This is a genomic window from Bradyrhizobium sp. SZCCHNR1051, from assembly GCF_032489615.1.
GTDB lineage: Bacteria > Pseudomonadota > Alphaproteobacteria > Rhizobiales > Xanthobacteraceae > Bradyrhizobium.
Genome location: NZ_JAUEYJ010000014.1, coordinates 199198 through 219970, shown reverse-complemented (window position 1 = coordinate 219970; position 20773 = coordinate 199198). Strand labels below are relative to the sequence as shown.

General features: G+C 64.3%; 21 protein-coding genes, 1 tRNA gene and 1 pseudogene. 7 read left to right on the top strand and 16 right to left on the bottom strand.

The features are described 5' to 3' along the window. Window positions 1-190 precede the first annotated feature (190 nt). Window positions 191-1564, bottom strand: coding sequence for an MFS transporter (locus QW868_RS19020; protein ID WP_316171835.1), 1374 nt, complete (start codon window positions 1562-1564; stop codon window positions 191-193). Between QW868_RS19020 and QW868_RS19015 the strand changes: the two genes are divergently transcribed. Then, the gene (locus QW868_RS19015; RefSeq protein ID WP_316171834.1) at window positions 1461-2930 is read left to right on the top strand and encodes a LysR substrate-binding domain-containing protein; all 1470 of its coding nucleotides are present in this window, start codon (window positions 1461-1463) and stop codon (window positions 2928-2930) included. The genes QW868_RS19020 and QW868_RS19015 overlap by 104 nt on opposite strands. On the opposite strand, the pseudogene QW868_RS19010 reads toward QW868_RS19015, so the two are convergent. The 4 genes and pseudogenes from QW868_RS19010 to QW868_RS18995 all read right to left on the bottom strand — a co-directional run. Further along, a pseudogene (locus QW868_RS19010) lies at window positions 2918-3118 on the bottom strand (IS3 family transposase); the annotation flags it as partial. The gene QW868_RS19015 and the pseudogene QW868_RS19010 sit on opposite strands and share 13 nt — an antisense overlap. A gap of 382 nt (window positions 3119-3500) precedes the next feature. Continuing rightward, window positions 3501-3968 (bottom strand): hypothetical protein, encoded by a 468-nt coding sequence (locus QW868_RS19005; RefSeq protein WP_316171833.1) that lies wholly within the window; start codon window positions 3966-3968, stop codon window positions 3501-3503. A gap of 143 nt (window positions 3969-4111) precedes the next feature. Continuing rightward, window positions 4112-5482 carry a tyrosine-type recombinase/integrase gene (locus tag QW868_RS19000; RefSeq protein WP_315754324.1) on the bottom strand — a complete coding sequence of 457 codons (1371 nt, stop codon included), beginning with the start codon at window positions 5480-5482 and terminating at the stop codon, window positions 4112-4114. Window positions 5483-5704: 222 nt separating this feature from the next. After that, window positions 5705-5789 (bottom strand) — tRNA-Leu (locus tag QW868_RS18995). A 173-nt stretch (window positions 5790-5962) separates the two neighbouring features. Here QW868_RS18995 and QW868_RS18990 point away from each other — a divergent pair. Beyond that, window positions 5963-6475 (top strand): disulfide bond formation protein B, encoded by a 513-nt coding sequence (locus QW868_RS18990; RefSeq protein ID WP_316231195.1) that lies wholly within the window; start codon window positions 5963-5965, stop codon window positions 6473-6475. Here the strand turns inward: QW868_RS18990 and QW868_RS18985 are convergent. After that, on the bottom strand, window positions 6472-7557 hold the full coding sequence (locus tag QW868_RS18985; protein ID WP_315716226.1) for an AbrB family transcriptional regulator: 1086 nt from the start codon (window positions 7555-7557) through the stop codon (window positions 6472-6474). The genes QW868_RS18990 and QW868_RS18985 overlap by 4 nt on opposite strands. Before the next feature lie 83 nt (window positions 7558-7640). Then, a complete protein-coding gene (locus QW868_RS18980) occupies window positions 7641-7952 on the bottom strand; it encodes a PsiF family protein (RefSeq protein ID WP_316231194.1) in 312 nt (103 codons plus the stop codon). 191 nt (window positions 7953-8143) lie between these two features. Here QW868_RS18980 and QW868_RS18975 point away from each other — a divergent pair, with 191 nt between their 5' ends. From QW868_RS18975 to QW868_RS18960, 4 genes are read left to right on the top strand one after another with little or no spacing between them, the layout of a single operon-like run. Beyond that, entirely contained in the window at window positions 8144-8638 is a 495-nt protein-coding gene (locus tag QW868_RS18975) for a hypothetical protein (RefSeq protein ID WP_316231193.1), read from the top strand. A gap of 11 nt (window positions 8639-8649) precedes the next feature. Then, window positions 8650-8790 (top strand): hypothetical protein, encoded by a 141-nt coding sequence (locus tag QW868_RS18970; RefSeq protein ID WP_316231192.1) that lies wholly within the window; start codon window positions 8650-8652, stop codon window positions 8788-8790. A 45-nt stretch (window positions 8791-8835) separates the two neighbouring features. Next, on the top strand, window positions 8836-9621 hold the full coding sequence (locus QW868_RS18965) for a sulfite exporter TauE/SafE family protein (protein ID WP_315736173.1): 786 nt from the start codon (window positions 8836-8838) through the stop codon (window positions 9619-9621). 5 nt (window positions 9622-9626) lie between these two features. Further along, window positions 9627-10289, top strand: a complete 663-nt coding sequence (locus QW868_RS18960; RefSeq protein WP_316231191.1) for a DsbA family protein — start codon at window positions 9627-9629, stop codon at window positions 10287-10289. 64 nt (window positions 10290-10353) lie between these two features. On the opposite strand, the gene QW868_RS18955 is transcribed toward QW868_RS18960, so the two are convergent. The 4 genes from QW868_RS18955 to QW868_RS18940 form a co-directional block, all read right to left on the bottom strand. Next, window positions 10354-10560 (bottom strand): hypothetical protein, encoded by a 207-nt coding sequence (locus tag QW868_RS18955; protein WP_172111383.1) that lies wholly within the window; start codon window positions 10558-10560, stop codon window positions 10354-10356. Window positions 10561-10651: 91 nt separating this feature from the next. Continuing rightward, entirely contained in the window at window positions 10652-11473 is an 822-nt protein-coding gene (locus QW868_RS18950) for a hypothetical protein (protein WP_316231190.1), read from the bottom strand. A 4-nt stretch (window positions 11474-11477) separates the two neighbouring features. Next, window positions 11478-12842, bottom strand: a complete 1365-nt coding sequence (locus QW868_RS18945; RefSeq protein WP_410051309.1) for a hypothetical protein — start codon at window positions 12840-12842, stop codon at window positions 11478-11480. A gap of 141 nt (window positions 12843-12983) precedes the next feature. Beyond that, window positions 12984-14051, bottom strand: coding sequence for a phospholipase (locus tag QW868_RS18940; RefSeq protein ID WP_316231189.1), 1068 nt, complete (start codon window positions 14049-14051; stop codon window positions 12984-12986). Between the two features lie 345 nt (window positions 14052-14396). Between QW868_RS18940 and QW868_RS18935 the strand changes: the two genes are divergently transcribed. Further along, entirely contained in the window at window positions 14397-16331 is a 1935-nt protein-coding gene (locus QW868_RS18935; protein WP_316231188.1) for a calcium-binding protein, read from the top strand. A 19-nt stretch (window positions 16332-16350) separates the two neighbouring features. Here QW868_RS18935 and QW868_RS18930 read toward each other — a convergent pair whose 3' ends face one another. From QW868_RS18930 to QW868_RS18910, 5 genes are all read right to left on the bottom strand, one after another. Then, complete coding sequence (locus QW868_RS18930) at window positions 16351-17322, bottom strand: S1C family serine protease (protein ID WP_315716217.1); 972 nt, start codon at window positions 17320-17322, stop codon at window positions 16351-16353. Between the two features lie 159 nt (window positions 17323-17481). After that, window positions 17482-17787 (bottom strand): hypothetical protein, encoded by a 306-nt coding sequence (locus QW868_RS18925; RefSeq protein ID WP_315777811.1) that lies wholly within the window; start codon window positions 17785-17787, stop codon window positions 17482-17484. Then, complete coding sequence (locus QW868_RS18920) at window positions 17771-18874, bottom strand: hypothetical protein (protein ID WP_316231187.1); 1104 nt, start codon at window positions 18872-18874, stop codon at window positions 17771-17773. The genes QW868_RS18925 and QW868_RS18920 overlap by 17 nt, the downstream gene beginning before the upstream one ends. After that, on the bottom strand, window positions 18871-19314 hold the full coding sequence (locus QW868_RS18915) for a DUF4383 domain-containing protein (protein WP_316231186.1): 444 nt from the start codon (window positions 19312-19314) through the stop codon (window positions 18871-18873). The genes QW868_RS18920 and QW868_RS18915 overlap by 4 nt, the downstream gene beginning before the upstream one ends. Continuing rightward, window positions 19311-20756, bottom strand: a complete 1446-nt coding sequence (locus QW868_RS18910; protein WP_316231185.1) for an FAD-binding oxidoreductase — start codon at window positions 20754-20756, stop codon at window positions 19311-19313. The genes QW868_RS18915 and QW868_RS18910 overlap by 4 nt, the downstream gene beginning before the upstream one ends. Window positions 20757-20773 lie beyond the last annotated feature (17 nt).

The following is a 20773-nucleotide window of genomic DNA, read 5'->3' as shown; positions in this document are numbered from 1 at the left end:
GCGGCTGCGCTTCATGCTCTGGTCCTCGTTGGGCCAGAACGAACTTCAAACTGGATTAAGCCCCAGGGGCAAGGTCACAATCTATCGCCATCCGTACTAGTTTGTCGTGGATTGCAACGTTCTGGCGTTCGCGTCGCAGTTACACACTCTCTTTCATTCTTATTCCGACTGGACCTTACGCTCGCTATCGTCATCCATGACGTGACTGCGGCTGGGGGGGCGGCAACTCTCGATCCGAAGAATGCCTTCCAATCAGGGCAAAAACGGCCGCCGAGCCGACCACGGCAGCGATCGCGGCAATTGCAAAAATCGTGGCAAATACGTTGATGCCGGACCAAATTGAATTGGGCTGTTCCAACGATGTCCTCATCACGGCACCGAACATCGCAATCCCGATAGCAAATCCACCTTGGCGGAGAATTACGCTGATCGCAGAAGCCGCTCCAGCCTGCTCGCGACGTACAGATCCGACGATCCTCGCCGTTAGTTGCGGATTGAGTGCGCCATTTGCGCACCCCGCGATGGCCATACCAACAAGGCCCACGACGAGATGCTGCATCTGTGCCGCGACGGCCATCACAAAAGCGCCGATCGAGACGATCAGAAGCCCGGCGCCAAAGAAGACCCGTGCTTCCATCGCCAGTGCAATGCGGGCGGAGAACATAGGCAATGCAACCATCGGCATGGTTGCAGCTAGCATCAGAACCCAAGCGTCACTAAAAGAGCGGCCTAACCGTTCTTGCAGGAAGAGGGGCAGATAGATTAGCACGGCCCAGTAAGCGACCGACAAAGCAACTGGCACGAGACAGAACCCAACAAATGTTCGGCTGGAGAACATATCGAGTTCTATAAGTGGTTGAGTGCCAAAGCGTTGAGTTGACCAGAAGGCGACAAAGAGCGCCAATACCCATAGAATTGCAAGCCAATTGGGAATTTCGAACGTCGAGATGCGTGTGCCATGAAGCAGGAGCCAGACGACCGAAAGAAGCAGCGCACTTAACGTCGCAATGCCGCGCAGATCAATCTTCCGCTTAGCTGGATCGCGAGATTCGTCGACTACCATGATCGCGGCAATCGCAATGAATAGGCATATGGGGATGTTGATTAAAAACACCCAATGCCACCCCAATAGATCCGCGATCAGGCCGCCTCCGGCCGGACCGAGGGCTGTTGCGACTCCTGCCATTGTTCCTGTCCAGGCGAACGCCCGAGCGCGACTTGCTGTATTTGTGTAGCGATTACCAATTATTGCGAGCCCAGAGGACATCATAAAGGCCGCGCCGATACCTTGGCCTACGCGGCCGATGATCAGAGAAATCTGGGCCCCAGCAAAGGCACATTGGAGAGACGCGAGAAGGAAGATGGCATTGCCGCCAAGCAACATCATGCGTCTGCCGAAACGGTCGGCGAGAATTCCGGCGGACAACAAGAAGGCCGTTAGCGCAATGCTGTAAGAATCCATGAGCCAAGCGAATCCGCCGACATCGAGTGCCAGATCCTGCTTTACGAGGGGCATCACCATAACGATTGCTGTGATATCGAAATTCACAACGAATAATACCATGCCTACAATTGTAGGAACCAACGTGTTCAGAAGTGATGTTGATTCGTCTAAGCGGGTCGAACTTTCCGCGGTCAATGTCGTCCCCTATCTGAAGGTGTTGCCGGATTTCGTGTGGGTTATCGGAGCTCTAGCGGATGAACGGATCCGAGGGAGAACGCGCACGTCGGGAGAACTTCCGGGAGTGGAAGACGATGCATTCCAGGTGATTAAAGGCGGTTCGGATCGCAAGACGATGAGGTCCCAGCTGCGGGCTGCCTGTCCCGGATTGTCTTCTGCGGTCGCACAAAATGCAGGCTTTGCGACCAATGTTCGCTTCTCGAAGGCGCAATGGGCATACCGCTTTAAATGCCGAACAACTCCGGAGGACGCGAATGATCGCTTCTCAAAACGGCATGAATCTGTATCATGTTACGCGAGGTCCCAAATGATCCGTCGCTTACCGCCCTTCGGCCCGCTTGTCGCGTTCGACGCAGTCGCCCGCAATCGCTCGTTTACGCGGGCGGCCGACGAACTGGGAGTTACCCAGAGTGCAATCAGTCATCAGGTGCGCCGGCTTGAAGAATTCTTCGGCATGCAACTTTTGATACGCCGCAATCCTGGAGTCGAATTGAGCGATGACGGGGCTAGGTTAGAAGGCGAGCTCGGCCCACTCCTCGACGAGATAGCGGGTCTTGGGCCTAGCTTAAGATATAGATCGACCCGACAGATGCTGCGCTTGGGAGCTGGCTCGTCGTTAGCCGGATGGTGGTTGATTCGCCGGTTGAGAGCCTTTCGCCATTCCAACTCGGAAATTGAGATTGATTTCCGGCTTGTCGAGTCTGAGGCTGTTGGTGAACCGCCGCTGGATGTCCGGATATTGTGGACTACTCTCGCAGAGTCCCGCGCAACGCCATTGCAAGAGCCGCTCCTACGCGAACGTATCTTTCCGGTCTGCGCCCCGTCTCTTCTTCCTCAGGGCATGCCTTTGTCGGACCCAACGGCACTGCTCGATCTTCCATTGATACAGAAAGGTCATCCCCCTGAGGGTGAATGGAGTTGGGCCTACTGGTTCGGGAAACTTGGGCTTAAGCGCACCGAACCGCACGGTCTTTTATTAGGGGACATGGGCCTTTGCTTGACCGCCGCTGTGGAGGGCGCTGGCGTCGCCATCGGCCGCTCTCTCCTCGTCGCCGATGCAATCAGCGACGGGCGCCTCGTGCCCGCACTAGCGAACGCTCCTCACGTACTATCAAACAAGGTTCACATTGCGCGTTGGAGCCAGGATCGCATTGGAGATCCACACACCAAAGTGCTGGTGAACTGGCTCGCGCAAGCCGCCGAGGACACGGATCGCGCTATGTCAAACGACTGGCACAGCATGGCGTAGTAGCGTTGTTCGGCTTCGGCCGGCGGGAGGTTGCCAATGGGCTCAAGGAACTTGCCGTTGTTGAACCAGTCCACCCATTCCAGGGTCGCGAACTCGACGGCTTCGAATTTTCGCCATGGCCCGCGCCGATAGATCACCTCAGCCTTCTAGAGGCCTTTGAAGGTTTCGGCGAGAGCGTTTTCATGGTTGCCATATCATGCGCCTGCCGTGGTTTTCGAGCCAAGATCATACAATAAGTTCCGCGCGACAGGGATCAACAGCGCGGAGCCTCGCCTGAGACGCCGTGGGCTAAGGCAAAGCACGCCCGGAATGCCCAGCTCCGGTTCGCCGAAAGGCCTCGCTGAGCCGTTCGGTCCCGAACGGCTGACGGATAGAATTTTGAGCAGCCGCTTCGAAATCGACAGGGTACACTGGCGGGTACACCCAAGAAGACGCAACAAAAAGCTCTGTGTATATCAAACGTATAGCGCAAAGTGCGATCCCGCCCCTGGGGCCATACCTACACCACTCGCACCGACGGTCTATTGGGATCGGGCACATTGGGCCGTCAGCGGTTGCGGACCGATGAGGCTATTCATCTGGTTGCGTATCCGAGAAATACAAACTCACGAGCTTGCCCGAGCCATATCGCGGCTTGTTGAATCGCGCCTCAACATACTGCAGCCGCCCACTTCTCAGATCGGTCCGCAGCGCCCAAAATACGTCGGCTGGAAGATAGGCAGAGAAAAGCCGGAGGTCTGGCTTGAGTCTCATGTACAGCAACGAGGGTTGTGCCTGAGCACCATTCGCATCGCTGCGATGATAAACGCGCGAGCACATCAGAGAGCAGCGGATTTCCCTGCCGAGGTGCTTGGGCAACTCGGGTCTGGTCATGACGATTTCAGCAAGCAAATGAGCAATAGCTTCATCTGTGCTGGCGTCACGCTCGCTACCGTGCGTTGAGATGTAGTAGCTCGCAGTGACCGATTTCACGTGAGCAACCAAAGAATATTCCTCTTCCGGTTGCTTGCGGTTTGGCAGTCGTTCTCTAGCCGGCATTCGAGGTCTTTCCTTTGGCCAGGTGGAGAGCTCGGCTATGAGGAAAGCAGGCCAGTGTTGACCCAGCAGTCTGCTGAAAACTGTCACATGATCTTTGCCAGGGATCGAACAGGCAGCATCAACCGCGCACGAAGCTACGTGACTCAGCCCTGCGACCCGCGCTTGATCGGCATCACCTTCTTGGGATCGAGCCAGTGGTCGATACGATCAGCCCAATGCTGCATCAGCTTCGTGCGCGAGCCGATCAGCGCGAGCGGTCCGTGTTTCTTGTAGAGCCCTTCCACGGTCGAACTATCGAGATGCGCGAGCTGCAGTTCGACGACATCGCCATCCCATGCCTTGGCCTCCTTGATCTCTTCGTGGTGGGACAGGGTCGAGAAGGTGGTCCGGAACCCGTGGGCGCAATGATCAGTCTTGGTGTCAATGCCAAGCAGCCGCAAGCGCTTGTTGAGCGTGTTGTTCGATAGCGGGGCATCCTTTGAGCAGGAAAAAACATACTGGCGATGGCCGGTCAGCTTTTGGACGCTGCGCAGGATAGCGAGTGCCTGTCGTGACAAGGGCACGACATGGTCCCACCCGGTCTTCATCTTGGTGGCTGGAATAGTCCAGCGCTCAGTGTCCCAATCGACCTCGCTCCACTCCATTTCATTGACCATGCCGGGGCGAGGTATGGTCAGCGCATCGAAGCGCAAGGCAAGGCCAACAATGTCGCCAAACCTCCCTCTCGCCCACGGTGCGCTGATGAGCTTGAAGACGCGCGTCACATCGCGTGGCTCAGTTACGCCGGGACGCGGCGTCGAAATGTTGGCAATCAGCTTCCCATTCAGATTGCGGAATGGATTGTAGCCGTCGCCTTCGACGTCGGCATAGTCGCAGATTTGCGCACCGATGCTGCGCACGCGGTCGCGGGTTTCCAGCTTTCCCTTGGCTTCGTATGAACGCAGGAAAGCGAGCACGTCCGGACGCTTGATGTCCTGCCTGCACAGCTTGCCAAAGCGGGCCTTGACGTAGCGGACGCGCAGCTCAAGGACCTCGATTGTCTTTGGGTCGCGCACCGCAACGATTCTGCCGCGCTTGACTTTCTCCATCTTTTTCTTCGCGAGCCACTCGTCAGCCCATTGCCCGAAAGGTCGAGCGGCCGCTTGCCTGTGCTTATCGAGCTGTTTCTCGGTGCTCGGGTCTTTGCCGTCCTTGAGCAGGTGCTTGGCCTTGTCGCGCTCGTGACGTGCGTCGGCGAGCGAGAACGTGCCGTTCTTTCCGTTGCCGTAAGGCCCGATGGAGTAGGTTTTCTGGCGACCGGAGAAGCGGTAGGCCATCCGCCAGAGCTTGGAGGCAGCATGGCCGGGTTTATTGTCGTCGGGTGTGACGAAGAGGTAGAGACCGCCGCCGGTTACATCGGAAATCTTGGCGGCACCCCACGCGCCATTGTCGAATCTCGGTTGGGCAGCGCGGCAGTCGACGTCGGTTCTGATCTGCTTGGGATTGACGCACGCGACATCGTTCTTGCGGGTCATCTGCTCCATTCCTTCGTTCGGAATAGCGAAAGTCGCCGTGAACGTTTGTTCTCCCGATACCAACACGATACCAACAAAAATACCAACAAATCGGGCGGCTGGGATCGGGCGAGAACAAACGGTGATGAACGCCAATGTGCGCGGAAAGGCCCACTTTTCAAGGGGTTCCGAGCGGAGCGCGAACTGTTGCGGACGATTTAGAACGGGCTTGAACAGCCTAGTTGGTGCCCCTGGCCGGAATCGAACCAGCACTCCTTGCGGAACTCGATTTTGAGTCGAGCGCGTCTACCAGTTCCGCCACAGGGGCATTCGCCGGGCCTGTGCAGGAACCATAGCGAAGCGGGCGGACTATAGCGGGCGGCCGGGCCGGGTCAACCCGCACGGACGTGATGGGCGCGCATCTCGACAGCTTTCGCTGGCCGGAGTAGGAGCCGGGACGGCCCGGCGTGACACCGGATCCCTGCCCGTTGCGGAGGATGGATGACCAATACGTCTGTGATGGCGCGCCCGGCGGTGACGGCGGCGTTGCTTGCGGCCGGCATCGCGGCGGCGACCCTGGCCGGCGCCTGGTACATGCAGCTGGTCTGGGGCCTGCAGCCCTGCGAGCTCTGCCTGAAGCAGCGCTGGGCCTATTATGCGATCGTGCCGCTCGGGCTGCTGATCGCGCTCGCCGCCAGAGGCGGCGCGCCGCGCGCGCTGGTGCTCGCCGGGGTCGGCGTCGTGGCGCTGGCCGCACTCGGCAATGCCGGGCTCGGCGTCTATCACTCCGGCGTCGAATGGGGCTTCTGGCCGGGGCCGACCGAATGCACCGGGCCGATCGGCAATCTCGGCAGCGCGGGCAACCTGCTGGAGCGGCTCGACAGCGTGAAGGTCGTGCGCTGCGACGAGGTGCAGTGGCGCTTCCTCGGCCTGTCGCTCGCCGGCTACAGCGTGCTGATCTCGCTTCTGATCGCCGCCATCGCGGGCTGGGGCATCGCCCGGAAGCGCGCCTAGTCGTCGACGTCCTCCTGCGGCCGTCCGAACAAATGGACGATGCCGGGGGTGGCGATGGTGACGAACACGAAGCGCGACAGGTGATGCGCGCCGACGAAGATCGGGTCGATGTGCAGCGTCAACGCCAGCGCCATCATCGCGTCCATCGCGCCGGGCGCGAACGCGACAATGGTGTCGGAGAAGCGCACATGCGTCACCAGCACGATCACGGTGACGAACAGCGCCGATATCGCCACCGCGATCGCGAACGAGCCCAACGCAGCCCTGATATGGCCGACCAGGGTCTTCACTCGCATCCGGGCGAAGCGGCTGCCGATCAGGGCGCCGATGCCGACCAGCGCCACGCCGCGCATCCATTCCGGCAGGCCGCCCTCGACGAGGCCGGTGCCGTGCAGGACGCCGCTGGCGACCATCGCGCCGAACAGCCAGCTCGCCGGAAACCTGATCAGCTGCATCAGCATCGCCGCGACCAGCGAGGCCACCAGCAGTGCGAGCAGGCCGAGCGGCGAGGCGACGCTCTGGCCGAGCGAGATCGGCGCGGCCGGTGCGACGCCCGCCACCGCCAGGACCAGCGGCAGCGCCGCGGTCAGGATGATCACGCGAAGCGTCTGCACCACGGCGATCGCCGGCAGGTCGGCACCGCGCTCGACCGCGAGCATCGTGATCTGCGACAGCGCACCGGGACTGCCGGCGAGCAGCGCCGAGGTGCGGTCCCAGCCATGGACGCGCTGCAGATAGAGGCTGGAGCCGAAGGTCGAGCAGAACGTCGCGAGCGCCAGGAGGCCGATGGTCACCGGATAGGCGCTGACATGGTTGATCAGCTCGCGCGAGACCACGGCGCCGATCGAGATGCCGAGCAGCAGCAGCACGGTCTGGGTCAGGATCGGCGGCATCGCCAGCGGGCGGCCGGCGATTGCGGCGATCGCGGTCGCGATCATCGCGCCGGAGATCAGCCCGCCGGGCAGATGGGCGACGAGGAAGATCAGGCCGCCGGCGGTGCCGAGCACGAGGGTCTCGATCGCGCTCAGGGTCTTGGCGCGGCTCGGCAGGTCAAAGGGGAGGGAGGAGATGATCTGGCGCACGGCGCCTTATGCCAAAAGCTGCCTGCGCGAACAATTCCCGCCGCTGCGCAGGCGCCATGCGCGCGTGCACCCGCAGGTGCCGGTCATTTCGGCTTCTCCGGCGTCGGCGCGGGAGCGGGCACGGGTGTCGCCGCGGCGGCCGCCGCCGCCTTGTCGCGCTTGCAGGCCGAGCGGAATTTGCCGCGTGCTTTGCCCTTCAGCCCCTGCTCGTCAGCCTCCTTGGAGCAGGCAACGGAAATCGTCCGCCGCGCCGCCTTGTCCAGGCTGGCGAACTTGTCGGTGGCGGCATCGGGCCGCGCCGGCAGCGTCAATCCGGGCTGCGAGCAGGCGGGGCCGGCGGTCCACAGGGTGGCAATTGCGATGGCCGCAATCGCCGCCCGGGCAGAGAATCTCATGCTGAAGTCCTCGAACGAAAGGCACGGCGCGATGTCCGGCGATGCTGAACCCACAGTGAATGGAATGAGCCGGATCGCCGCGCGACGCAAATTATATTTTCGCGCGGCCACGCTCCCGCCTGCTTTGTCGGTCGCGGGCGTCTCGCTAGAATTACCGTCCCATTCCATCATGCTCCACAGGGAGATCGAGGATGAGTTTTCACGCAAAATCATTGATTGCTTCGTCACTCGCTACGCTGGCCGTGATCGGGCTCGCGACGTTCGCCGCCGCCCCGGCGAAGGCGCTGACCGCGCAGGAATGCAGCGCCAAGTACAAGCAGGCGAAGGAGGCCGGCACGCTGGGCGGCCAGAAGTGGAACGACTTCCGCAAGGCCCAGTGCGGCAGCGATGCCGCCGCGGCCGCGGCTCCGGCGGCTCCGGCCGCGCCTGCCGCCGAGGCCAAGCCGGCCAAGGCGGCGAAATCCGAAGCCAAGGAGGCCGCTCCCGCGCCGACCGGTCCCGCCGTGTTCCCCAACGCGGTGGACCCGAAATACGCCAAGGAGAAGCCCGGCAAGGCGCGGCTGCAGACCTGCGTCGATCAGTACAATGCCAACAAGGCGACCAACGCCAATGGCGGCCTGAAGTGGATCCAGAAGGGCGGCGGCTACTACAGCGAATGCACCAAGAAGCTGAAGGGCGCTGCCTGATCCGGGCTGACGTGACGTTGCCGGCGGCCGGGGGCATCATGCGTCCGGCCGGCGCTTTCGACGCCGCGCATCGCCGCGAGACCGCCGGGCTCGGATCGGCGCCGGTCGCGCGGCGGTTCGCAGCGGTGGCGGCGGCATTGCTGCTCCGGTGATTTTGGGGCTTGCCTTCCTGTGCGGGAAATGACCCTGCTCTCGCCATGATCTCTGCTGTCCAAGGTGTGCTCAGCCTGTTTTGCGGCGCGATGGTCGGGTTCTCGCTCGGCCTCGTCGGCGGCGGCGGCTCGGTGCTCGCGGTGCCGCTGATGGTCTATGTCGTCGGCGTGCCCGAGCCGCACATCGCGATCGGCTCGAGCGCCATCGCGGTCGCCACCAACGCGGCCATCAATCTCGCCAATCATGCGCGCGGCGGCACCGTGATCTGGCCGATCGCGGCGCTGTTCGCAACGGCGGGCATCGTCGGCGCCTTCATCGGCTCGCTGCTCGGCAAGATGGTCGACGGCCAGAAGCTGCTGGCGCTGTTCGCGCTGGTGATGATGGTCATCGCCATGCTGATGCTGAAGACGCGCGCCCGCATCGGCACCCCCGATGTGAAGATGAGCATGGCCAACGTCCCGGCGGTCGTCGGCTTCGGCCTCGCCACCGGCACGCTGTCCGGTTTCTTCGGCATCGGCGGCGGCTTCCTGATCGTGCCGGCGCTGATGGCTGCGACGGGCATGCCGATCATGAATGCGGTCAGCTCGTCGCTGGTCGCGGTGACGACCTTCGGGCTCACCACCGCGGCGAGCTATGCCTGGTCCGGGCTCGTCGCCTGGGATCTTGCCGGACTGTTCATCGCTGGCGGAATCGCCGGAGGTCTTGCCGGCACACGCCTGGCGCGCCATCTCTCCGAACGGCGCGGCGTATTGAACGTGGTGTTTTCCGTCGTGATCGCGGTGGTGGCGCTGTATATGCTGACGCGCAGCCTGCTGCATATCTGGAGCTGACCTCAATGAAGCGCGTCCCCTCGACTGCGATCACCTCCGCCAGCAGCCGGCGTGACGTGTTGACGCTTTTTGGCGCAGGCGCGGCGCTTTCCTTGTGGCCCCGCGACAGTCACGCCGAGGATGCCGACGAGCCCGACGAGGGCGCGGTGCTGCGCGACCCCGACGCGCCGGTGCTCGGCAATCCTTCGGGCGACATCACGATCGTCGAATGGTTCGACTACAATTGCCCGTATTGCCGCAAGCTCGATCCCGAACTGCAGCAGGTCATCCACGATGATGGCAAGGTGCGCTGGGTGCTGAAGGAGTGGCCGATTCTCGGGCCGACTTCGGTAACTGCCGCGCGGATGGCGCTGGCCTGCAAATATCAGGACAAATATGCGAAGGCGCATGAGGCGCTGATCGGCGTCAGCTCGAAGCTCACCGAGCCGCGCATCGACGAACTGCTCGCGGGAGCAGGCGTCGACGTCGATCGCGCCAAGCGCGACCTCGCCGCCAACGCCAAGGCCATCGACGGCATGCTGGCGCGCAACGACAAGCAGGCGCGGGGCTTGCGTTTCCGCGGCACGCCGTCCTTCATCGTCGGCAAGTTCAGGGTACCCGGCGTGCTGACCATGGCGCAGTTCGAGCAGGTCATCGCCGACGCGCGCAAGGCCAAGGCGGCCAACTGATTGGCAAAGCAAAAGCGCCTCGACCAACGGCCGAGACGCCTTGAAAACAGCAGCATCGCGCGCGTTACTTCGACGAGATGCGAACCCAGTCGTCATGCGCGCGGGTCTTGAGTGAATTCCAGCTATCCGCCGCGACGTCCCAGTTCACGATGGTCCGGCGCGTCTGCGCGGTCGGCCCGTTGGCGACCTCGGAGGTCTGCATCGAATCATGGATGTAGACGCCAAACCCCAGGATGAGGGCCCCCAGGATCATTCCCACGAATGTCCGCATGTCATGTTCTCCAGTGTGACGGCCAACAACGCCGCGGTCGAAACTTGGTTCCGCGCTCGCCGCGGTCCCGGTCCACCGCGATCAGAACATCCTAACTGCGCGATTTTTCAGGCCGCGATTCCGGCAGCGAGGTGACGAGATTGAGTGTTTTCATCTCGTCGGGCTTGAACGTGAACAGCTGGTCATGCGGCGTCTCCATCGCATGCACCCAGACCTTCAGATCGATGCCCATCTCGGCGAGGTGGCGCTGGCATCGCGCCGAGATGTTCTGCGCAAGGCTCATGTCGTCGCCGGACCTCACGGCGGTCCCGGACGTGGGGGCTGCGGCGATCTGATGCACGCCGATGATCGCCCGCTCGCCGGCCCGGCGCTCGAGACCGCCGGCGAACACCAGCGGGCACGACGAGGCGCAATATTTTCCCGCCTCCACTTCGGTTGCGAATTTCCGCGCGCGGATCAGTCGCCCCATCGCCAGCGCGTCGGCGACGGAGCCGCCGGGCGAGTTCAGCACGATCGTCCTGATATATTCGCCATGACGTTCTACTGCGTCCGCAAAGCTGCGCGCGCTGCCGGGTGTGATCGTGCCGGTCGCGAACAGCCGGCCGCCGCCGCGCAGCTCGAACTGAATCGGCTGCTGCAAGGCACGATCGCCCTGCGGCAGCGGCATCAGCCGCTTCATCAGGGGCGCCAGCAAGGATGGTGATTCGGCCGGCAGGTCCGGCGCCTCGCGCCGAATGTCGAGCTGAGGCGGGGCTGCATCCGATGGCACCTGCGGAGCATTCAACTCGAGCAGGTCCGCCGCGAGAACCGCGACGGTGACGACGAGAATGCTGCGGAAGACCCAACGCAGAATGCTCTCGTCGGGATTGCCCGCGAGCCAGGCATGGACGCGTCGGTTCAGCGCCGAAGCCACGGGACTACTTTCCGATTCGTGCCGATGACAGCGACGTCACGTTCTCATCCACCGCGGCCGGCGCCGGCTCAATGGCCGGTGCAGCAGGCGCTTCCGTGGGCGTTTCGGCTGGCCGTCGCTCGGCCGCCCGCCTGGCGTCCTCGACCTCGCGCGCAATCCGCAATGCGGTGACGAGATCGGCGGCCGTCAGGCTGGAGGCGCTCACGGCGGGCAGGCCCTCGCGGCGGATGGCGGCATGGACGACGCAGAGGATCAGCACCAGCACCGCCGGCATCAGGTCGATCGAGATCGCGCCCGCCCAGCTCGGGATGAAATCGCTGGCGTAGCGCAGCACGGCTTCGGCCGGCGACAGCGTCTGGAAGCGGGTCGGCTCGATGCGCGGCAGCGCCAGGATCTTGTCGGCGGCGTCGGCGAGCGAGGCGGCCTGCGTGGCGATCGCGCCTTCCACCTTGCCGACGACGGCGGTCTGGCGCTCGGCCAGGTCGCCGCTGCGTCCGCCTGCGGCGGGCGCGATGAAACCGGCGGACAGCGAGGCCGCGGCGCGCCTCACCGCAGGTGCCACCGAGGTCTGCTGCAGATTGGCGATCACGCCCATCAGGTTCAACGACTCCGTGGCGAAGGCATCGCTGCGCGTTGCGATCGGGCCGCGGTCGGAGATCAGCTCGCGCATCTTGGCGAGGCTCTTGCCGCCCTGCTCGTAGAGAGCAGAGACGCGCTTGCCGGACTCCTGGACCTGCTGGCCCAGTCCGTCGAGCTGCGTCGACATCTGCGCGAGAAGCTGGACCACGGTGCCCGATCCGGAGGTGCCGGTCAGCGAGCCCGCGCGTTCGGCGTCCGCCAGCTTGGCGAAGCGGGAGGAGGCGAGCTGGATATCGGGCAGCAGGCTTTGCGCAGCGATGGCCTGGCTATTGGCCCTGTCGAGGTCGCGCGTGTAGTTCTGCACGGTGATGGCGAGATGCTGCTGGATCGCCGCGGCGCCGGCCAGGGCAGACGCATTCAGCCAGGACGACATCGCGACGATCATCAGCGAGCCCAGCAGCATGCAGCCGGCCATCATCAAACGCCCCATCGCGCTGGTGACGTGCGGCATGAACTGCATCATGAACACCCAGAAGGCGTAGATGCCGACCGAGACCGCGACGGAGTAGATGACCGCCGCAAAGAACACCGTGGTCGGACTGCCGTTGAGCAGCTCGCGGACGCCAAGATAGGTGTAGACGCCGGCGGCCAGCGCCAGGATCGCGGTCGTGAGCTTCAGCGTCACCTCGAGACGGTTGACGCCATTGGCAAGCACGACGGAGGTGGAGGAGCGGGCGGACGAGACTTGCGCGACGGACGCGGCAGGCGAGGGCATCAGCGGCGAGGGCATGAGCAGACCTTCGGCGGCGTCATGGCCGCCCGTGTGCAGCGCCCCCGCTGTATGACCGAGCAGGACCAATGCGGACAAAATCCGCCGACATTGTGTCGGCGGCATTGCCGATCAGCCATGTCGTAGCAAGGAGAGGCAAGCTCAGCGCAACAGCCAGCGCAGCAGCTCGACATTGGCCTCGCGCGGATAGCAATGGCTGAGATCGTCGATCTCGCGATAGGCGACGTCGGCGCCGGCCTTGGCCAGGGCGTCGGCCGTATGCCTCGCGATCTCGACCGGGAACATCCAGTCGAGCCGGCCGTGCACGATCTGGATCGGCAGGCCGCGCAGACGGTCCCGGTCGGCGATCTCCGCCATCAGGGGATGGAACGTCGCGGCCACCGGCGCAAGATGCGTGAACGGCGAGCCTGCGGCCAATCCGCTGACGTAGCAGAACGTGCCACCGTCGCTCATCCCGGTCAGGAGCATGCGGGCGGGATCGATCGCGACGCGGCTGCGGACGAGGTCGAGAATGCGCAGGAGGTTCGGCGTATCGGCGTCGTCGCCCATCAGCGCCCAGGTCGGTCCTGCCGCGGTGGGGGCGATCAGGATGGCGCCGAGGCTGCGCGCGGCGCGCAGCCAGCTCCAGAGAAAGTCGCGGCCGTTGCCGCTGCCGCCATGCAGCGCCATGACCAGCGGCCAAGCCCTGTCCGCCGTGTAGTATTCCGGCACATACAGCGAAAAGCCGCCGCGATTGCCGATCTCGTTGTGGTCGTGAAACACGGCGTCCTTGCCTGCAGAAGAAGCGGCCAGCAACTGGCGCAGCCCGTTGTCGCCATCGACGGCGGGATCGAGGAAGAATTCGCTCAGCGGCGGCAGCGTCGCTGCCAGTGGAAACAGCGCCTCGAGTGCGCGTGGCAATTGACGAAGGGCCCTGAACACATCGACCAGGTCGCCCTCACCGCGCTGAACGGCGCGCAGGCCGGCAAACGACATCAGCGCGGCGTCCGCCGCGGTGTCGAAGGCGATACGGATATGGGCGAAGTCCGCCGGCCACGACGTGAGATGAATCCGCGCCGTGTGCAGCGTCCGCTCGGGATCGCCGACATCAGCCATCACGCGATCGAAATCCGGCGGGTTCAGGTAGCGTGCAACGTGGGACAGGGCTTCGAGCGTCTGCAGCAGTGGCGGCAACACGATGAGAATGTCATCCACCACGGCATCCGTCATGCAGGTCTCCTTGGTACGCGGGTCTGGCCGTCTCGTCTGCTTGCCGGCGAGCGCTGTCATGCAACGCAAAATCGGACGTCCGGGCAATGACCATTTTCCGAACGCGTGTTCGCTCCGCGAAGCCACAATCTCGCGATGCGGCTCCTGCAAGTCAACACAGCGCGGAGGCTGCCATCGCGCGCGGCAGGTGAGTCGCGCGCGAATACACGCGGAGACGATAGTTGGTTGACAAAATTCGGGCGCGATGTCGCACTTGGTGAGAGCCGGCGGCGCAGCGGAGGGTTCCTCGTGGATCTCCGCCCTGGGTCAAAACTGCCGATCGGTTGCCGAGGGGGGATTCGCATCATGACCAAGTCGCCGTCGGCCGCGTTGATCAACGCGGTGCTCGCCATGGACGTCTACAACAGAGGCGTCAACCCGACGCTTGTGGTCAATTTCAACCGTATCGGGAGCTATGAGCTGGTGGCGGCGAGCGTGACCTCGACCGCCGACAATTTCGAGGCCGCGACCTATCAGCTCGCGAGCGATCCATCGACACGGATCATTTCGTTTCGCGGCACCGACAGTCTCGCCGACGTGCCGTCGTGGCTTGGCGGCGCCGGTCTGACCGGCTGGCCGACGCAGTTCCCGGATGCGGAAGCCTACTACAAGAAATGGGCGACATCGAACGTCTCGCTGACCGGCCATTCGTTGGGCGGCGGACTTGCCGGCTACATCGCTGCGCTCAACGACAAGGTGGTCTACGCCTACGACGCGATGCCGTTCGAGTTCGCCGCCGAGGTCCGTTACGATCAGCTGCACGGCTTCTGGGGCGCGCTGACGTCGCACCCCGTCGAGCGCTATTCCGACATCCATATGGTCTCCGTCGCCGGCGAGATCCTGCAATATGTCCGAGCCGCGGCGCCCGTGCTGGAAGCACCCCTGGCGTTGCTGCAGCTCGGACCGGTCGCCGGCGCGCTCGCCATTGCCGATGCTGCGATCGGCATCTCGTCCGAGCAGAAGACCGTGCTCGGCGCGGGCACGGATCTCGGTCTGGATCCGGTCAGCCTGCACTCGATCGCGCTGCTGACGATGATGCAATGGGCGAGTGACAACGGTGCCCAGGATTGGAAGAAGGCGGCGGCTGTGCTGCTGGCGCCGCTGCAGGATGACGCGATTGCTTCGGCCGTCGGCATTCCCGCGGCCGGTGTGAGCGGGGAAGGCGCGCCGTCCGACAAGATGAAGGACATGATCGCCTATTCGGCGGTGACCGACGCCAGCGGCTACGGCAACAGCGCCGTGCAGGCCCTGTTCAACGGCGGCGGCGTGCTCGGCAACAGCGTGACTGCAACCTCGGCTGCGACCTATCTGAAAGATGGCGGGGTCGAGAAGGCGCTGGCCGAGATCGTGGTCGAGTATTCGGCGCTGCTGGCGCAGAACCATGACGAGGTGATGTCGACGACGCCCGGCCTGATCGGCCACGAGCACGGCATCCTCTATCAGGACACGGCCAAGAACCTGCTGGTCGCCGACCTGTCATCCGATCTGTGGTCGCGCTGGGACACGGGATCGGCGGTCGACATCCTGGGCAAGGTCGCGCTCATCGATGCCGTCGCCAGCTTCGACAGCGAGGATGCTGGCCTGATCGACATGGCGATCGGCGTGCTCTGGGGCGGCAAGACCGACAATCTCGACTGGCTCAGCGCAGCCTTGAGCGACGCGGCGACAACGGTGACGATCGATCCAGTGTCGGGCGCGACCATTGCTGCAACCGATGGTGCGCTGCTGATCGCGGGCGGCGGCAACGACATGCTGTTCGGGACCGCCAACGACGATCTGCTGATCGGCGGTCTGGGCAGTGACGTGCTGCAGGGCGGGGCCGGCGACAACATCCTGGTTGGTGGCGTCGGCGCCACCTATGTCTACGCGCCCGGTGACGGCAACGACATCATCATCAATGGCGTCGCGTCGCTGGCGAAGCCGACCGGCACGCTCGATTTCGGCACCGCCTACACGGCCGACAATTTCTGGTTCGTCAAATCGGGCAACGATCTCGAGATCGACATTCTCGGCACCCATCAGCAGGTCACGGTGGCCGACTGGTTCCTTGGCGGCTCCTATCAGCTGCAGGAGATCAAGGCCGGCGGTCTCGAGATCGATACGCACGTTTCGCAGCTCGTGCAGGCCATGGCGACCTACGCCCAGGCGCATCCGGGTTTCGATCCCACGGTGGCATCACAGTTGCCGACGGATGCGCAACTGCACGACCAGATCGCGGCGGCTTGGCACGTCAACGCGTGAGCGCAGGCCCGCGGCCGCCTCAGTGCAGCCGCGGGGCCTTGAGCAGCTTGGCGCGGTCGGTCGAGGCGATCGTGACGTCGAAGGTGACGCCCTCATGGTGCACCGTCAGCGGCACGTCGACGCCGGCTGCGCCGAGCGCCCAGAGCTTGCGATAGAACTCGCTCTGGCTCGTCACCTTGTCGCCGTTGATCCCGAGGATCACGTCGCCCGCCTTGAGCTCGGCGCGGGCCGCGGGACCGTTGTCGGAGACGCCGATCACGACGACGCGATCGTCGACCTCGGTCGCGTACATGCCGAGCCAGGGGCGCGCCGGCTTGTTGACGCGGCCGAAGCGCCTGAGATCATCGATGATCGGCTTCAACAGATCGATCGGCACGATCATGTTGACGTGCTCGTCCTTGCTGTCGCGCTCGCGCTCCAGCTGCAGCGACCCGATGCCGATCAGCTCGCCCTTGGCCGAGAGCAGGCCGGTGCCGCCCCAATTCGGATGGGCGGGGTGGGTGAAGATCGCCTCGTCCAGCAGATATTCCCAATAGCCGGCGAATTCCTGCTTGGCGATGATCTGGCTCGCGACCGATCGCGTCCGCCCACCGGCGCCGCCGAGCACGACATGATCGCCGACCTTGGTAGCGGCCGACGAGCCGAGCGGCAGCGCCGGCAGGTCAAGCGACCCGAGCGCCTGTACCAGGCCGAAGCCGGTGGTGAAGTCGAAGCCGAGCACATGACCTTCGACCACGCGTCCGTCATTGGGGTGCAGCCAGACGGATTCGGCCTCGGTGATCAGGTAGCCGATGGTCAGCACCAGCCCGTCGTCGATGACGACGGCATTCCCGGCGCGCTCGGTCCCCAGCGTTTCCGCGCTGAAGGCGTCGGACGGAATGATGGCATGCAGGCCCACGATCGAGGACAGGGCTTGATCAAGATCATATTGATAGTCTTCGGCGCGAGGCTGGAAGGCGGATGGCACTTTCCATTCGGTCAAAGAAGGCATTTCGTTCTCCTGCTCTGTCGATACCCCCGGGTGCATCGACCAAGCTTCTGCTTCGTGTCGCGTGACGGCCACAGCGTGAACGCGAGCTTAACATCTTTGGGCGTCGGCGCCAGTTCCGAGGGCTCCGCGTTCGCGCGAGGAGGAACTGCGCTTCACCGACTACCCGCGGCCGCAGCCCCTGCCGATCAGGGGCCAGACCAGCCACGCGCCGGCGGCGTAGAGGCTGCCGACCGTGGCGGCTCCCGTTCTGGCCGCGAGGTGGAAACGCCCGGCGTCGAGCAAGGCTCCATCGGCGGTAACGATCGCGGGGATCACACGGTCTGGCGGACCGAACACGACCACCGCATCCGGCTTGATCACCAGCGCCATGGCAGCCATGCCCGCAAACCAGGCGAAGGCAACTGCCAGCACGCCCTTCACTGGAACGGCGCGGGATCGGGGATGCTGGTCAGTAGTCGTAGGCATGTTCGAACGTATATCCCGCGGCTTCGAAACGGGTGATGTCCTGAACCAGTGACCGGACGGGCACGTCGACACCGATGCGACGGGCACCGGGACGGGACTGGATCGGCACGCTGAATATAGGCAGCCCGTCGAAAGCTGCCAGCCGTCCGTCGCCGGGCGGGACCACGATCGTGACCAGGATGCGGTGGTTGCCTGCGATTTCGCCGAGCGAAGCACCGTCATGACGGCCGAGCTCCTTGGCGAAGGCATCGAACTTGGCGTAGCGCTGGGTCTCCACCAGCACGCCCTTCGCGCCCTTGGCGTCCGTGACCTCGCGGATCACCTTCACTCCCGGAACGACTGCAAGCTCGGCGGCGGGCAGGCCGGTGACGACGCTCTGGATGGTCAGCACGGCCGGATCGTAGCCCGCCGCATAGCCGATGACGGCCGCATAGGCGGCGCGCCCTGCATATTGCAGGCTGAGCGAAACGCGCCGCTCCATCGCGCGGAACGATGGCACGAAGGGCGGCTCGCGCCAGAACTCACCGAGCTTGGCGGCGAAGGGATACCGATACCAGGGTGTCTGATAGAGGAACGCGGCGTAGTCCTTCAGCAGGGCAAGGTTGAAGGCGTCCTCTGCCGTCTTGACGCCGTTCGTGGTCTCCCAGCTGATCGCTCCGATGCTCTTCTCGTAAGCGCCCTGTAGCGCCATCTCGGCGGTGAAGCTGAAGCCGATGATGTAGTTCGTCAGCTTCTGGTCCGAGGTGGCGGGTCCGGAGCCCGCGGCCTGCCGCGTGGCGCGGCACAGGCTGCGCCAGAAGCCGGAGATGCTCGACAAATAGTGGAAGTCCGATTCCGATGCCTGCGCGGTCACCGCGGCGAGGTCGGCATAGGCGTGGACGATGTACCATTCCGGAAAGGTCAGGAAGCTGTCACCCTGCGATCGCGCATAAGCGGGATCGGTGATGCCGAACTCCGAGGTCACGGCGGGTGTCGGTACGTCGGCGACGCAGACCGTCTCGACGCTGATCACGGTGGCGGCGATGCCGATCGCGGCGGCCGCGACGAGGGCGCCGGCGAGATATAGCGCTTTGCGACGCAGGCTCATGCGACGGCGGCCTGCGTGCGCCACGGCGACCAGCCGACAGCGATGCCGATCGCGCCGAGTGCGAGATGCGGCAGGCTGGAGAGAACCCTCACCAGCCACGAGGTGTTGCGGATGCCGTCGATGACGATCGAGAGGTCGAGATAGCCCGAGCCGGTGAACACGCCCATCACGCCGTCGAGGAAGTACAGCGTGCCGAACACGCGCAGGAAGAACAGCGCGCTGCGGCGGGTCAGCATCGCCGCCAGCGCCCACAGGCCGGAGACGACATGCAGCGCATCCTTGTAGATGTCGAGCTGGAACAGGCCGAACACGCGGCCCTGCGCATCGATGAACGTCGGGATGTAGTCGGTCGCGGCGGCGAACAGGAGCGCCATGGCGAGCGCCAGCGCGGCGATGCGGTAGCGGTCCAATGCGAAGCCGTCTGCTGCTGATGTATTCATGCGAAGTAGGCGTCCCACATCGCGTTGCGGAACAGGAGGTTCGGATCATACTGCCGCTTGGCGGCGACGAAGCGCGCGGCCGCCGGATAGGCCTTCTCGACCTGGTCGCGGCGGGCGTGCAGACGATAGGGCAGATAGAACGCGCCGCCAATCGCGGTGATGCGGTCGATCAGCGCCTCCGTCGTCCGCAGCATGTCGATCTCGCCTTCGGGCGAGGTGGCCTGTGAGAACGACATCACGGCCGCGATGCGGCGTACCGGCGCAATCGTGAGCGCGGGTGTCCTGTCCTCGGCGACGTAGCGCAGGGTGACGTTGAGGAATTCGGCGCGCGCCTTGGGAATGATCTCGCGGCAGGCGGCGAGGAAGTCGCCGAACCGCTCGGGCGCGACGAAATATTCATGCAGGATGTCGGTGCGGTGCATGTCCTTCTGCGCCAGATTGGCGACCGGCTCGGCCATCAACGAGTTGCGGGTGTAGCGGCTGTCGGAGATGGCGGGGCCGAGCCGCGTCTCCATGAACCAGCGCAGGCCCTTGGCGACCTCCCAGCCGGTCTGGGCGCGATAGATCGTGTTGGCGACGCCGGTGAGCTTGCCGGAGCTCACTGCCGCGGGCAGGGTCGCCGGAGCATCGGGGGCAGGGCGGAAGGTGACGAGCAGGGCGTCGTCGAAGAACGCCTTGCGCGACACCGACATCCGGCCATAGGCCATCTTCACATTGGCGTCGCCGTCGATGCTCTGCGTGAACTTCGCCGCGAACGTCTCCGGCGCCATGCGCTCGAAGCGCGGCTCGAGCAGCAGGTTCGGCACCATCTCGACCTCGAGATCGACGATGATGCCGAACAGGCCGTAGCCGCCCATCGCAAGGCCGAACAGCTCGGCATTCTCGTTACGCGAGCACTGCACCAAGGTGCCGTCGGCAAGCAGCATGCGGATCGACTTCACCGTCGATCCGAACGGACCGTACGGCACCGGCCAGCCATGGGCATTGACGCAGAACGTGCTGCCGACGCCGAAATCGCTGTTCGACTGCATCACCGCCGGCGAGAAGCCCTTGGGATCGAGCGCGGCGATCACGTCCCACCAGCGGTTGCCGGCCGCGGTCCGATAGGTCTTCGCCGCCGTGTCGAGCTCGATCGCGCCGCCGTCGAGTGTGATCGCGGTGCCGTCGCGCGGCAGGCTCTGGCCGCCCATCGAATGCCGGGCCACGGCCGCGGTCACCGGGCGTTTCGCGGCCGCAGCCTCCTTCAGCTCGGCGCGCAGCCGCGCGATCAGATCGTCGGTTGTGGGCTTGCTGATCACCACGTGCCTGGCGACCGGCGTCGGGTTGAGCCGGCTGGCATCGTTGAGGATGGTGCGCAGCTCGGCACGCGCCCGCGGCATCCGCGCAAAGGGCAGCGCCGCGGCCGTACCCGCGGTGCGCAGAAACCGTCGTCTCGACATCATGGCGCGGAGTCTCCTTC

Excerpts from the sequence above, each read along its gene's own strand:
- QW868_RS18980 (WP_316231194.1), bottom strand. The coding sequence starts at position 7,952 with ATGAGATTCTCTGCCCGGGCGGCGATTGCGGCCATCGCAATTGCCACC.
- QW868_RS18955 (WP_172111383.1), bottom strand. The coding sequence starts at position 10,560 with ATGCGGACATTCGTGGGAATGATCCTGGGGGCCCTCATCCTGGGGTTT.
- QW868_RS18990 (WP_316231195.1), top strand. The coding sequence starts at position 5,963 with ATGACCAATACGTCTGTGATGGCGCGCCCGGCGGTGACGGCGGCGTTG.
- QW868_RS18915 (WP_316231186.1), bottom strand. The coding sequence starts at position 19,314 with ATGAATACATCAGCAGCAGACGGCTTCGCATTGGACCGCTACCGCATC.
- QW868_RS19000 (WP_315754324.1), bottom strand. The coding sequence starts at position 5,482 with ATGACCCGCAAGAACGATGTCGCGTGCGTCAATCCCAAGCAGATCAGA.
- QW868_RS18920 (WP_316231187.1), bottom strand. The coding sequence starts at position 18,874 with ATGAGCCTGCGTCGCAAAGCGCTATATCTCGCCGGCGCCCTCGTCGCG.
- QW868_RS18925 (WP_315777811.1), bottom strand. The coding sequence starts at position 17,787 with ATGCCTACGACTACTGACCAGCATCCCCGATCCCGCGCCGTTCCAGTG.
- QW868_RS18945 (WP_410051309.1), bottom strand. The coding sequence starts at position 12,842 with ATGCCCTCGCCGCTGATGCCCTCGCCTGCCGCGTCCGTCGCGCAAGTC.
- QW868_RS18940 (WP_316231189.1), bottom strand. The coding sequence starts at position 14,051 with ATGACGGATGCCGTGGTGGATGACATTCTCATCGTGTTGCCGCCACTG.
- QW868_RS18960 (WP_316231191.1), top strand. The coding sequence starts at position 9,627 with ATGAAGCGCGTCCCCTCGACTGCGATCACCTCCGCCAGCAGCCGGCGT.
- QW868_RS18910 (WP_316231185.1), bottom strand. The coding sequence starts at position 20,756 with ATGATGTCGAGACGACGGTTTCTGCGCACCGCGGGTACGGCCGCGGCG.
- QW868_RS18965 (WP_315736173.1), top strand. The coding sequence starts at position 8,836 with ATGATCTCTGCTGTCCAAGGTGTGCTCAGCCTGTTTTGCGGCGCGATG.
- QW868_RS19020 (WP_316171835.1), bottom strand. The coding sequence starts at position 1,564 with ATGGTATTATTCGTTGTGAATTTCGATATCACAGCAATCGTTATGGTG.
- QW868_RS18930 (WP_315716217.1), bottom strand. The coding sequence starts at position 17,322 with ATGCCTTCTTTGACCGAATGGAAAGTGCCATCCGCCTTCCAGCCTCGC.
- QW868_RS19005 (WP_316171833.1), bottom strand. The coding sequence starts at position 3,968 with ATGCCGGCTAGAGAACGACTGCCAAACCGCAAGCAACCGGAAGAGGAA.
- QW868_RS18935 (WP_316231188.1), top strand. The coding sequence starts at position 14,397 with ATGACCAAGTCGCCGTCGGCCGCGTTGATCAACGCGGTGCTCGCCATG.
- QW868_RS18975 (WP_316231193.1), top strand. The coding sequence starts at position 8,144 with ATGAGTTTTCACGCAAAATCATTGATTGCTTCGTCACTCGCTACGCTG.
- QW868_RS19015 (WP_316171834.1), top strand. The coding sequence starts at position 1,461 with ATGAGCCAAGCGAATCCGCCGACATCGAGTGCCAGATCCTGCTTTACG.